The sequence below is a fragment of the Halomicrobium sp. IBSBa genome (assembly GCF_017612575.1).
Taxonomy (GTDB): Archaea; Halobacteriota; Halobacteria; order Halobacteriales; family Haloarculaceae; genus Halomicrobium.
In genome coordinates, this window is record NZ_JADPQC010000006.1 from 40929 (window position 1) to 53206 (window position 12278).

A 12278-nucleotide genomic window follows, 5' to 3' on the forward strand; every position below is an offset into this window, starting at 1 on the left:
CGATGTCCGTCCCGCAGGTGTCTGGTGCCCTCGCTGGCCAGGTCGAACTGGCCGTCTTCGCGCTGGTCGGACTGCTGGGTGGCGTCCACTGTCTGGGCATGTGTGGGCCGCTGGTGACCGTCTACGCCGATCAGATGGGGGCGGACGGTCCTGCGACCTGGCGGACGATCCGCCAGCACCTGCTCTTCAACCTCGGGCGGACCGCGAGTTACACCGCCCTCGGGGCGCTGTTCGGCGTGCTGGGTGCGCTGCTGTACGACGCCGCGGCGGTCGCGGCCGTCGCGAACGACGTTCGCGCGGTCGCCGGTCTGGTGATCGGCGGTGTCATCCTCCTCGTCGGCGCGAACTACCTGTTGACGGGAACTGGGGGACTGTTCGGTCACGCCCCGACACCGGCGGTCTTCGAACGGGTGAGTACCGCGTTGCTCGACCGGATCGAGCGGTGGGTTCGTGGCCCCCGGATCGTCGCGCTCGGCGCGGCTCACGGGGTCCTCCCGTGTCCCCTGCTGTACCCCGCGTTTCTGTACGCCTTCGCGACGGGGTCGCCGGTCCGTGGCGGCGTCGCGCTCGCCGTGCTGGGGCTGGCGACGGTGCCGACCGTCTTCGCCTACGGCGTCGCGTTCCAGTCGATCTCGCCGCGGTTTCAGGGACCGCTCCACCGCGTCCTCGGCGTCACGTTCTTGCTGCTTGGCTACCTCCCGCTGGCACACGGTGCGATGTTGCTGGGAATCCACCTCCCGCATCCGAGCGTTCCGATCTACCAACCACTGGGATAACTATGGGCGAGTGTACGCTCTGTGGCCTGTCGACGCCTGAGCCGCCCCACACCGCTCCGGACGTGGACGGTGCCTTCTGCTGTCAGGGATGCCTGACGGTCGCCCGTACGCTCGACGACGCGCCCGCCGACGCCGATCCCCAGACGGCCGTCGACACCGGGCCAGACGTGGACACCGTCGAGGGCGACCGGGCCTACTTCGACGTCGACGGGATGCACTGTGCCACCTGCGAGACGTTCCTCGAAGCCGCCGCGACCGACGCTGCCGGCGTTCGGGCCGCCGAGGCCAGCTACACCGCCGGGATGGTGCGTGTCGTCTTCGACCCGGCGACGGCCGAACCCGACGCGATCGCGGACCGCATCTCGGGGCACGGCTACGACGCGACGCGGGAGGGCACGGCGTCGGCCGACGACGCCCAGGAGACCGTCGGTCGTCTCATGGTCGGTGGCTTCTTCGGGATGATGGTGATGGCCTGGTACGTTCTCTTTCTCTATCCCGTGTACACCGGCGTCGCGCCGTCGTCGCTGCTCGTCGACCTGAACGGTCCCGCGGGTGGGTTCCTGTTCGCGAACGTCTGGGTCATGGCGACGGTCGTGGTGGCTTACACCGGCTATCCGCTGTTCCGTGGTGCGGTCGTGAGCCTGCGGGTCGGCCACCCGAACATGGACCTGCTCGTCGCGATCGCGGCGGCGACGGCCTACGGCTACAGCACGATCGCGATGGCGCTGGGCCAGACGGATCTGTACTTCGACGTGGCGGTCGTCGTCGTCCTCGCGGTGACCGTCGGCGACTACTATCAGGAGCGTGTCCGCCGACGGGCCATGGGCCGCCTCGCAACGGTCTCCGACGAACGAGCGGACACGGCGCGCTGCCGGACGGCCGACGGCACCGAGGCGGTCCCTCGGTCGGCAATCGACGGCGGCGACGAACTGGTGGTCAAAGGTGGCGAACCGGTCCCCGTCGACGGGACGGTCGTCGAGGGCACGGCCGCGGTCGACGAGTCACTGGTCACCGGCGAGTCGCTGCCGGTCTCGAAAGCCACCGGGGACGCGGTTCTGGGCGGGACGACGGTCACCGACGGTGGGATCGTCGTCCGCGCCGACGAGGACCCGACGAGCACTGTGGATCGACTCGCGGAGACGCTGTGGGACGTACAGAGCGCGACGCCCGGCGCACAGCGCCTCGTCGACAAGATCTCGGCGGTGTTCGTCCCGCTCGTGTTCGTCCTGGCTGTCGGGACGCTGGTCGTCCACCTGCTCGCGGGCAGCGGGGCGACCGCGGCACTGTTGACCGGCCTGACCGTGCTCGTCGTCTCCTGTCCCTGTGCGCTGGGGCTGGCGACGCCGATGGCCGTCGCCGCCGGGATTCGAGACGCTCTCGACGCGGGCATCGTGATCACCGACGACACGGCCCTGGAGACGGCACCGGCGGTCGACACCGTCGCGCTCGACAAGACGGGCACCCTCACCACGGGATCGATGACCGTTCGGACGGTCGCGGGCCACGACGAGGCCCTCGCGTACGCCAGCGCCGTCGAACAGTTCGCGACCCACCCCGTCGCGGAGGCGATCTCCGAGGCGGGGACACCGCCCGACCAGCCCGTCACGGCCTTCGAGACGATCCCCGGACGGGGCGTGCAGGCGACAGTTGGCGACAGGACCGTGCTGGTCGGCGACGAGTCGCTGTTCGCGGCGCGAGACTGGACCGTCCCCAGCGACGTGGCCGCCACCTACGACGGTGCCGGTGACGACGCGATCGCGAGCTACGTCGGCTGGGACGGGCGCGTTCGCGGTGCCGTCGTCGTCGGTGACGAGGTGCGCGAGGGGTGGCAATCGGTGCTCGATCGCCTCGCTGCCGACCGCCGCGTCGTCGTGATCACGGGCGACGACCGGGCGGCGGCCCAACAGTTCGCCTCTCACCGCTCGGTCGACGAGGTCTTCGCCGGTGTCCCGCCCGAGGCCAAGGCCGCGGTCGTCGATCGGCTGGGAGCCGACGGCACCGTGGCGATGGTCGGCGACGGGAGCAACGACGCGCCGGCACTGGGGGCGGCCGACCTCGGGATCACCGTCGAGAGTGGCACACGGCTCGCGTTCGACGCGGCAGACGTGGTTGTCACCGACGACTCCCTCGCCGCGCTGCCCGAGGTGTTCGCCACGACGGAAGGGACCCGCCGACGGATCCGCGAGAACCTCGGCTGGGCGTTCCTGTACAACGGGATCGCGCTGCCACTCGCCGTCGTCGGTGTCCTGAATCCCCTGTTTGCCGCCGTGGCGATGGCGACCAGTAGCCTGCTCGTCGTGCTCAACTCGACCCGCCCGGTCGGTGGCGAGGCGGGGTCGTAGCCGTCGACCACGGCGGGCCGTCGTCCCGAAGTTGTCCTGTGACAACCCAGAGTACATGTCAGTCCGCTCGGACCCAACCGAGTATGAGGGGTCTCGAAATAGCACTGGCCACAGCGTCGGGTGGTGGTTCCGGCGGGAGTCGCATGTTACTGCTGACGACCGCGATCGGCCTCGGAGTCACCGCCGGTATCCTGCTACTCAGCTATCGGTTCGGGTGGCACGATCGGCCCGACACGTCGTTCGAGTCGCACGGCGACGAGCGGACGGACACACAGCGAGCAGCCGGGGTGATGTACGAGTCGTCGGTGGCCGAATCCGAGACGGAGTCGGTCGACCACGACGCGTTCGACCCCGTCGGGACGGCGACGTTGCTGGCGCTCTACTTCGCCGTCGTCTCCCTGACCTGGCTGTTCATGTACTTCGTCGAGTTCCTCGACAACGGACCGACGGTGATCGGGTGACTATGCACGTCCACAGATTCGAACGCATCTGGCTGGTGGGATCGCTGCTGTTGATCGCTCTGTTCGTCGCGACGGTGACCTACGGGGCCGTCGGCGCTGGCTACGGGATGGTCGACGCGGGGGGTGGACAGGTCGACGGGACCAACCCTACTGCGAGCGAGAACTTCCGCGAACCCGGCGTCTACAACGGGAGCGAAGACGGTCACTACGACGTCTACGTGCGGACACAGCGGTTCCTGTTCGTCCCTGGAACGAACGAGCCCATCCGCGTGCCGGCCAACAGTACCGTGACCTTCCACGTGACCAGCAGCGACGTCCTCCACGGCTTCGAGGTCGTCGGCACGAACATCAACACGATGACCGTTCCGGGACAGAAGGCGATGGTCACGGCCGAGTTCGACGAGCCGGCCGAGTACGGCATCGTCTGTAACGAGTACTGTGGCAGCGGCCACCACACGATGGAGGGATCACTGCAGGTGGTCCCACCGTCGGAGTTCAACGAGACGAGTGAGGTGCAGTAACGATGGCACACGCACACGACGACCCGACCAGCGAGAACCGAGCACAATCTGAGCTGACTGCCGGCAACCGAGTTGCCTTCGTCGACCAGTATCCCACCGCGGCACGCGTGACGCGGCTGTGCTTTGGCGTCTCGTTTACCGCCCTGTTGATCGGTGCGGTGCTCGGGATCGTCCAGGCGCTGCACCGAACGAACGTCTTCCGGGGCGTGATCAGCTCGGTCGACTACTACACGGTGCTGACCGGCCACGGCGTCTTGCTCGCGCTGTTCTTTACGATCTTCTTCCTCTCTGGGGTCTTCTCCTGGGGCGTCGCCCGGAGTCTCGGCCGCGACCTCCTCTCGCGGCGCTTCTCGCTGTTCTGGTTCGGGCTCCAACTCGCCGGTGCCACCGCGGTCGCCCTGGCCATCTTCGGCGGCTTCGTCGGCGAGATTCCCTTCGAGGCAGACGTGCTCTACACCTTCTACGCGCCACTGCAGGCCCATCCGCTGTTCTACGCCGGACTGGCGGCGTGGCTCGTCGGCACGTGGCTCGCGGGTGCCGACTGGATCCGCCTGTACCTCCACTGGCGGCGTGACAACGGCGGTGAGCGGATCCCACTCCAGACGTTCATGGTGTTGACGACGACGCTGATGTGGTATATCGCTACCATCGGGGTCGCCGTCGAGGTGCTCGTGTTCCTCCTGCCGCTCTCGCTGGGGCTGATCGACAGCGTCGATCCGCTGCTCACTCGGACGCTGTTCTGGTACTTCGGCCACCCGGTCGTCTACTTCTGGCTCATGCCGGCGTACTTCGCGTGGTACACGATCCTGCCCAAGCTCGCCGGCGGCCGACTGTTCAGCGACCCACTCGCGCGCGTCGTGTTCGTCCTCTTCTTGATCCTCTCGACGCCCGTCGGGTTCCACCACCAGTACGCGGACCCCGGGATCGCGGAGGGGTTCAAGTTCGTCGCGATGACCAACACGATGTTCCTGTTGCTCCCGAGCTTCCTCACCGCGTTTACCGCCGTCGCGAGCATCGAGTACGGCGCGCGACAGCGCGGCGGGAAGGGCTACCTTCGCTGGATGACCGCCCTGCCGTGGTCGAATCCGGCCTTCGCCGGGTGTGCGCTCGCTGGCCTGATGTTCGCCGCGGGCGGGTTCTCCGGGATCGTCAACGCGGGCATGAACATCAACTCGCTGATCCACAACACGCTGTGGGTGCCGGGCCACTTCCACCTCACCGTCGGGACGGCCAGCGCGCTGACGATGATGGCGATCAGCTACTGGCTGTACCCACAGGTCACTGGCAAGCGCCTCCAGTTCTACGGCCTCGCACAGATCCAGCCCTACGTCTGGTTCATCGGGATGGCCCTGATGTCGAACGCGATGCACCGGGCGGGACTGGCCGGCGTCCCGCGTCGGACCGCCGAGCCACAGTACCAGCAGTTCTCCTTCGAGGCGGTCTTCGGATCGGTCCCGGAGATGCGACTGCAGATCGCAGCGGGGGCCATGCTGCTGACGATCGGTGCCCTGCTTTTCGTCACCGTGATGGTGGGCACCTGGCTCGCAGAGCGTGGCCGCGGACGGCTCCGCGTCGACAGTCACCTCCCCGAACCGATCTCCGGAGTCTCGGACAGCCCGCGCGTGCTGGACAACATGAAACTGTGGGTCGTCGTGGCCGTCGTGCTCGTGGCCATCGCCTACGGCTTCCCGATCTACTCGATGCTGGCAGACGGGGCCTTCAATCCGGCTGTTCCGCCGGTCCCCGTCTGATCTGGGACCCTCTCGGCCGATCCGCCGTCACGTCGACGAGAGGAAGGTGTCGACCAGTTCCGCCTCGGCTCGCCTGAGTCGGTACGAGACGGTCGAGCGGGGCTCGTCGAGGCGCGACGCGACCGCTTCTAGCGTCGTTTCCCGCGGCGTCTCGTAGTACCCCATCTCCGCTGCGAGTTCGAGCACGCGGCGCTGTTCGGGGCGCAGCGACAGCGAAGCCAGCGGGTCCGTCGGGGGCGTCGTGACCGTTTCGAGGTGTTCGAACCGGAAGGTAATCTCCTCTCTGAGCTTCCCGCTGATCGTGTCGTAGAGCAGTCCGATCCGCTCGTCGGTCTGCATCAGGACGCGCCAGCGCTCTTCCGGCCCCCGGCGCGTGACTTCGATGAGCACCGCACCCGGCAGATAGCGGTTCGCGACCAGCGAGACGGAGTCACAGCTGCTCGCGTCGACGACGTGCGTGTACACCGTCGCCTGGCCGGCCGAGGACGCGAGCACCTCGCTGTGGCGATCGCCGCCACAGCGCCTGTCGCTGATCGAGAACCCGCCGTACTCGTCGCTCGTGAGCAGCCCAGCCGCTCGTTCGACGGACTCCGAGCCGCCGCTGAGACGATCGAGCCGCCAGAACTCGCTGTCGGTCATCGGACAGATCAGCGTCGTCGCGTGCATCTCGGGAGCGTCGATGAACACGTCCATCACGGCGTCGGCCCCCTCCGCGTAGTTCAGTGTGAAGACGAACTCCCGCATCTAGCTGCACTGATTCCCCGAGGGGCCAGTCTCTTTCGATCTCTCTGTCGACGGGTGGTTGTCCTGAGCCAACGGAGGATTCACGTAGTCGAGTCCCTGACGGTGAGGTATGAGCGATACGGGCACTGGTGAACAGTCGATGCCGTGGTTTCTCAAGACGATCATCCTCGTCGCGATTCTCGTAGTGCTTTTCATCGTCGCCATCGACCTGCTGACCTTCGCGGGCGCGCTGTAACGGCGGGCCGGGGTGGCCGTGTACCGGCGTTTCCGTCGGCATCGTCCCCGCGTCACTCACGGCATCGTCAGTTGCATTCGGCTCCAGTCCTGAGAGCCAGTGATGAGCGACGGGCCGACGGCGGTGACACCCGGCGACGTGCCGACGACGACGAACGGCTGTGTCGTCTGGCACCGCCGCAATCTCCGGACGACGGACCACGGTGCGCTCTCGTACGCGAGCGAGGAGTACGACACCGTCTTGCCGCTGTTCGTCTTCGACCCACAGTTCTACGGTGACGACGGACTCGCCTGCGACGCCAGACTCCAGTACCTCCACGAGTCCGTCGAGAGTCTCCGTCGACTGTACGAGGCCGTCGGGGGGACGCTCAGCTACGCCCACGGTGATCCGCTGTCGGTGCTCTCGACTCTGGCAGCGGCCGGCTGGGACGTCGTCGCGACGGCCGACCCGACCGCACGCTACGGCCGCCAGCGAGACGACCGGGCCGCAGCACACTGCGACGTACGCTTCGTCGACAGTGACGGGCTGGTTCGTGACCAGGCGTGGCCGCGTGAGGGGTGGAGCGACCACGTCGAGGCGTGGTTCGAGTCGTCCCCGTACTGCTGGGACCCCGACGACGTTTCGTTCGCCTCGCTGCCGGAGACGGTGTCAGTCGCCGATATCGAGCGTACGTACGACATCCACTCGGCGAAGACGACGGTCCCTCCCGGCGGCCGAGCGGCGGGAGCCAGACGACTCCGACAGTTCGTCGCAGACATCGAGCAGTATCCCGGCAACATCTCCGCGCCGACGGACGCACGGACCGGTACGAGCGGGCTCTCGCCGTCCCTCCGGTTCGGATCGCTGTCGGTACGCGAAGTCTACCAGTACGTGATGGACAACGCACCGTCGTGTGCCGGCCGAGAGATGTTCGTCTCCCGACTCTACTGGAACAAGCACTACCACCAGAAACTGGAAGACTGGAGCGGCTGGACGACGACGGCGGTCAACCCCGCAATGCGCGACTGTCGAGCGGAGTCACACGACCCGGAGCTGGTGACCGCCTGGAAGCAGGGTACCACCGGCTTTCCCATGGTCGACGCGTCCATGCGGTGTCTCGTCGAGACCGGGTGGCTCAACTTCCGGATGCGAGCGATGTGTGCCAGCGTCTTCGCCGACCTGTTCCAGCAACCCTGGCAGATCGGCGCGGACTTCTATCACTACCACCTGATCGACGCCGATCCGGCGATAAACTACACCCAGTGGCAGTCACAGGCCGGCACAGTCGGGACGAACCTCATGCGCATCTACAACCCGATCAAACAGGTGCGTGACAACGATCCCGACGGCACGTTCGTCTCGACGTACGTTCCAGAACTGGCCCCACTCCCGACCGAGCATCTCCCACGCCCCGAAAAGACCCCGCTCCACGTTCAGGAAGCGTGTGGCGTCGAGATCGGCACCGACTACCCGTACCCGGTCGTCGAGTACGAGGCCGCCAGACAGCGCGCGATCGAACGCTACGAACGTCTCGAACCGGCCGCCCGTCAGGCCCTCGAAGAGCCGGCGGTCGCTCGGCGAGCGTCACTGTCCTCGCAGCCACGGCCTCCGGACGGGTCGGACGACACCTCGACGGCGACCGACGAGAGCCCACAGCAGCGCGGCCTGGACGCGTACACGGAGACGGACCGGAAGTGATACTGCCGGCTGTCACTTCGTGACGAGCTTCGCCACCCCGGGGTGGCGAAATCGGTCACAGATGTACAGCCGGTAGTATGAGCGACAGAGCCAGTTCGGCCAGCACGTCGGCGTGTGGACGGTCGGGGACGACTTGACGCCGTCTCCAGCGACGGTTTTCTGGCTCGGAAAAAGAGCGTCCGTGGTTATGTCGTCGGGCGTCCTCTGCCCATCCATGGGTGTCCTCCAAGCACTCCAACGTACGCCCGGCGCACTCAAGCGTGCCCCTGGGCTGTTGGTCCCCCAACTGATCGTGTTCGTCCTGTTGCTCCCCCAGCTGCTGTTGCAGTCGGCAGCGCCGCTCCTCTCCTCGCTGGTCTCGCTGGGCGTCTCCGGTATCTTCCTCGTCGTGACGCCCTTCATCCAGGGTGGGATGTTCGGCATGGCCGACGAGGCACTGCGAGGCCGTAGTTCCCTGTCGCGGTTCTTCGCCGACGGGAAGTCGAACTACGTGCAGTTACTGATCGCCTACGTCCTCCTACTGGTCGTCAACGGCGTGCTCGGCGTCGTCGCCGTGTTCGCTGGCGTCGGTGCGTTGCTGGGCCACGACACCACCGGACTGGTGCTCCTCGCCGTCGTCGCCGTCGTCGGCCTCCTGTACCTCCTCGTGACGTTCTTCGTCCAGTTCTACGGACAAGCCATCGTCGTCGACGGGGAGTCCGCGATCGCTGCGTTCGCGCGCAGCTACCGCGTCGTCCGAGCGAACCTGCTCGGAACGATCGGCTATCTGGTGATCGCGGTGCTCGTCGGCGGCGTGGCGGGCGGACTCTACGGGGGCCTGTCGGTGCTGGCGATGCCCGACGCCGCGGCGTACGGCTTGCCGGCACTTTCGACCCCGCTGCTCGTCGTCGTCGGCCTCCTGGCAGCGGTCGTCGGGAGCCTCGTCTCGGCGTTCTCGTTGACGTTCTCCGTCGCGGTCTACGACGAGTTCACCGCCTGATACTGCCGGCAGTGACGCCGTCGCGGGTCTGCCACTTCGAGTGGTCATCCGCTCCTCGGGCAGATCCACGCAGAGGTGCAGTCTCCTTCTGACAGCAAAGCTATCTCTCCGGATAACTGCCCCCTGAAAGCGTTCGAATCTGTGACAGCCATCGTGTCGGCTCTCCACGCCGCCGAGTCAGGTACGGCGGTACAGAGAGTAGAGGATGGTGACGAGGCCGACGACCTCGATCGTCCTGGTGAGAATCGGGACGTAGTAGCTGTAGACGATCGGCCCGAAGCCGAGGACAGTCCCGGCGGACGTGACGACCAACGAGACAACGAAGGGGACGACCGTGAGCAAGACCAGTCCGACCGCGAGCAACAGCATCGGCTGGCTGTCGTTGCGGCGGTACCCACGATACGCCTGGAACACGATCGCGAAGCTGAGCACCAGGCCAAGCAGCGTCACCGCCAGTAACGCGAGGTAGTGTACGTACAGTCCCGTGCTGCCGGTTTGTATCATGTTAGATCCCCTCCCAGAGGTTGGTAAAGCGGTCGGCGGGGTCCTCGGGTTCGCCCGCGTCGATCGTCACCGAGAGCTCTCCCTCGTCGAGTTCGACGGTGAGTCGATCGAGACACGCCTCGAAGACACTGTAGTGGTGGCCGTTCTGTCGCACTTTCGTCTGTTCGACGAGCAGGTCACACTCGACGAGCCGTTCGGTCCGCCGGTAGATCGTCGGCAAGGACGCGTCACATCGGTCGCTCAACGTTTTGGCTGACATCGGTTCGACACTCGTCTGAGTAAGGATCTCCCGTGCGTACTCGTCGTCGAGGAGTGCGAAGATATCCTCGTCGGCGGGACCCTCACTCACGGTCGCCCCTTCTGGACGGACCAAGTAATAGCTACCACTTCTTTTCCGGGTCGGAAAATCGGGTTGCGTTCATACTGCCGGTCGTCCGTCTGTGACGCTCTCGCCACGCTGAACGGGGCTGTGTCGGATACGCTCCCGTCGGTCGACTTCGCCGACACGGGGACACTCCGTAGAATTGAACTCAGGAGGTGACAAATCCCACGTATGGCCCTCCTCGTTCGACAGACGATTACCGGTGGTCTCGCACGTGCGCTCTCGCGAAACGGTGCTCTCCTCGTGGCGACGTTCTTCGCTGCGAGCCTCCTCCAGGGCGCGTTCATGTGGGTGCTGGCGACGACGTACATTCCCCTCGGCACGAGCGGAGCGATGACACCGGCCGGCGCGCCGGCACCCGGGACGGCGCTCCCAGCGTTGGCGTCGGCGGGCGCTGCGCTGCTGGGTGGACTCACCGGCGGGATACTCACGGTCCCCATCCAGGTCGTCGCCGTCCGTGCGCTCGTCGACGACGGGCGCGACCACATCCCCGAACAGCTGATCTTTCGGTCCCTCGGCTGGGCGACGCTGCGGCTGTTCGTCGCCTCCCTGTTGAAGACGGCCGCCATGTTCGTCCTGACGGTGCTCAGTATGATCGCCGTCTTTCTGGCGGCGATCGGGGTTTTCCTGGTGCTACCGGAATCACTGCAGACGACACTCCTCGGTTCGTGGTACGCGCCGCTGCTCCTGGTCCCGGTGTTCTTGTTGGCCGCCCTTCCGATCGCTGTCGTCGTCGTGGTGTTCGCTTTCGTCGAGCACGAAATCGTCGTCCGGGACGCGTCGGTCCCGTCGGCGTTCGTTCGGAGCTGGCGCGTCGTCGCCGGCAACCGACTGCGACTGGGGCTCGCACTCGTCGTTCCCTACGCGGTGAACATGGCCTTCAGCCTCCTCTTCGGACAGCTCACGCCCGACGTGACGTTCCAGTCGCCGATGTTCCTGGCCAGCCAGGCGATCTTCTCGCTTGAGTCTGCGGTGGTCTCGATCGTCGTCCTCGGTATCACCGCTCAGGCGTGGGTCCAGCTGACGGGTGTCGACGGCCCGCTCGAAGCCTACTGGAACGCGAGCGACAGGGAATCGAGTCCGGCTCCAGACGGCGCGGCGACAGATGCGATCGAGTGAACGCGGCTCCGTTCTCGACGGTATACGAGAAATTTCGGCAACGTCTCGATCCCTACGACACTGAGACAGCGAAACGAGCGCCCGACGAATGTGATCGACTTCTCGAATAGAATTTCATTATTATCACAATACTGTTGTCCGATGCGGTCGACTCTCTCCGACAACTGTCACTCTCTCGTGTCGTACCGTCGAAATGTATGTGCTATCTCGTACGGTTGTGTGGAAAAGGCGGCCAACACCGTCGCGCTTCCCGGCGTCACCTCGTTCGTCGGCACCGCTCTCGCTCGCCGCGCTGGGACGACGACGCCGAAAGAGTTTTTCTGAGTGGGCCCAATATTCCACAGGAATGACGCTCCCTATCGACCCGACACAGATCGACCCCGACGACATCGGCGAGGCCCAGACGACCCTGGAGATGGACCACGAAGACGCCGTCGAACACGTCCGCGAGGTGTTCACGGCTGCGGGCTTTGGCATTCCGGTCGAGTTCTCGCCGTCGGAGATGCTCAACGAGAAGGTCGACGCGGACCGGGACCCCTACTACGTCCTCGGTGCCTGCAACCCGGCCGTCGCGGATCGAGCGCTCGACGCGACCGACAACCGACTGGGTGCGCTCATGCCGTGCAACGTCGTCGTCTGGGAGGAAGCGCCCGGCCGACAGCGTGTCTACCACGTCTCGATCATGCGTCTCGCGCGCCTGGTCGGCATGGCTCCCGACGACGACGTGATGGCCGACATCGTCGCCGACACCGGAGAGATGGTCGACGAAGCCTTCGAAAACCTCTGA

At 66.2% G+C, this 12278-nt stretch carries 13 protein-coding genes; 10 read left to right on the forward strand and 3 right to left on the reverse strand.

All coding sequences use genetic code 11. The features are described 5' to 3' along the window. Window positions 1–2: 2 nt before the first annotated feature. The 5 genes from IL252_RS14100 (at window position 3) to IL252_RS14120 (ending at window position 5851) form a co-directional block, all read left to right on the forward strand. Entirely contained in the window at window positions 3–776 is a 774-nt protein-coding gene (locus IL252_RS14100) for a sulfite exporter TauE/SafE family protein (RefSeq protein WP_208628517.1), read from the forward strand. Window positions 777–778: 2 nt separating this feature from the next. Beyond that, window positions 779–3118 carry a cation-translocating P-type ATPase gene (locus tag IL252_RS14105; RefSeq protein ID WP_208628518.1) on the forward strand — a complete coding sequence of 780 codons (2340 nt, stop codon included), beginning with the start codon at window positions 779–781 and terminating at the stop codon, window positions 3116–3118. 143 nt (window positions 3119–3261) lie between these two features. Beyond that, window positions 3262–3579 carry a halocyanin gene (locus tag IL252_RS17790; RefSeq protein WP_153555112.1) on the forward strand — a complete coding sequence of 106 codons (318 nt, stop codon included), beginning with the start codon at window positions 3262–3264 and terminating at the stop codon, window positions 3577–3579. A 2-nt stretch (window positions 3580–3581) separates the two neighbouring features. Further along, the gene (locus IL252_RS14115) at window positions 3582–4100 is read left to right on the forward strand and encodes a cytochrome C oxidase subunit II (RefSeq protein WP_208628519.1); all 519 of its coding nucleotides are present in this window, start codon (window positions 3582–3584) and stop codon (window positions 4098–4100) included. Between the two features lie 2 nt (window positions 4101–4102). Next, window positions 4103–5851, forward strand: coding sequence for a b(o/a)3-type cytochrome-c oxidase subunit 1 (locus IL252_RS14120; RefSeq protein ID WP_244257199.1), 1749 nt, complete (start codon window positions 4103–4105; stop codon window positions 5849–5851). Window positions 5852–5878: 27 nt separating this feature from the next. Here the strand turns inward: IL252_RS14120 and IL252_RS14125 are convergent, their stop codons facing one another. Next, window positions 5879–6595, reverse strand: coding sequence for a helix-turn-helix domain-containing protein (locus IL252_RS14125; RefSeq protein ID WP_208628520.1), 717 nt, complete (start codon window positions 6593–6595; stop codon window positions 5879–5881). Between the two features lie 109 nt (window positions 6596–6704). On the opposite strand from IL252_RS14125, the gene IL252_RS17760 reads away from it, so the two are divergent. The 3 genes from IL252_RS17760 (at window position 6705) to IL252_RS14135 (ending at window position 9486) form a co-directional block, all read left to right on the forward strand. After that, window positions 6705–6830, forward strand: coding sequence for a hypothetical protein (locus IL252_RS17760; RefSeq protein WP_018258893.1), 126 nt, complete (start codon window positions 6705–6707; stop codon window positions 6828–6830). Between the two features lie 102 nt (window positions 6831–6932). Further along, on the forward strand, window positions 6933–8507 hold the full coding sequence (locus tag IL252_RS14130; RefSeq protein ID WP_208628521.1) for a cryptochrome/deoxyribodipyrimidine photo-lyase family protein: 1575 nt from the start codon (window positions 6933–6935) through the stop codon (window positions 8505–8507). Window positions 8508–8721: 214 nt separating this feature from the next. Continuing rightward, the gene (locus tag IL252_RS14135) at window positions 8722–9486 is read left to right on the forward strand and encodes a hypothetical protein (protein ID WP_244257202.1); all 765 of its coding nucleotides are present in this window, start codon (window positions 8722–8724) and stop codon (window positions 9484–9486) included. Window positions 9487–9663: 177 nt separating this feature from the next. On the opposite strand, the gene IL252_RS14140 is transcribed toward IL252_RS14135, so the two are convergent. After that, window positions 9664–9990 carry a hypothetical protein gene (locus IL252_RS14140; protein ID WP_153555091.1) on the reverse strand — a complete coding sequence of 109 codons (327 nt, stop codon included), beginning with the start codon at window positions 9988–9990 and terminating at the stop codon, window positions 9664–9666. A gap of 1 nt (window position 9991) precedes the next feature. Then, a complete protein-coding gene (locus IL252_RS14145) occupies window positions 9992–10339 on the reverse strand; it encodes a helix-turn-helix domain-containing protein (protein WP_208628522.1) in 348 nt (115 codons plus the stop codon). A 204-nt stretch (window positions 10340–10543) separates the two neighbouring features. On the opposite strand from IL252_RS14145, the gene IL252_RS14150 reads away from it, so the two are divergent. Together IL252_RS14150 and IL252_RS14155 are read left to right on the forward strand one after the other, a co-directional pair. Beyond that, entirely contained in the window at window positions 10544–11491 is a 948-nt protein-coding gene (locus IL252_RS14150; RefSeq protein ID WP_208628523.1) for a hypothetical protein, read from the forward strand. 346 nt (window positions 11492–11837) lie between these two features. Continuing rightward, window positions 11838–12278, forward strand: coding sequence for a DUF302 domain-containing protein (locus tag IL252_RS14155; RefSeq protein WP_170092875.1), 441 nt, complete (start codon window positions 11838–11840; stop codon window positions 12276–12278).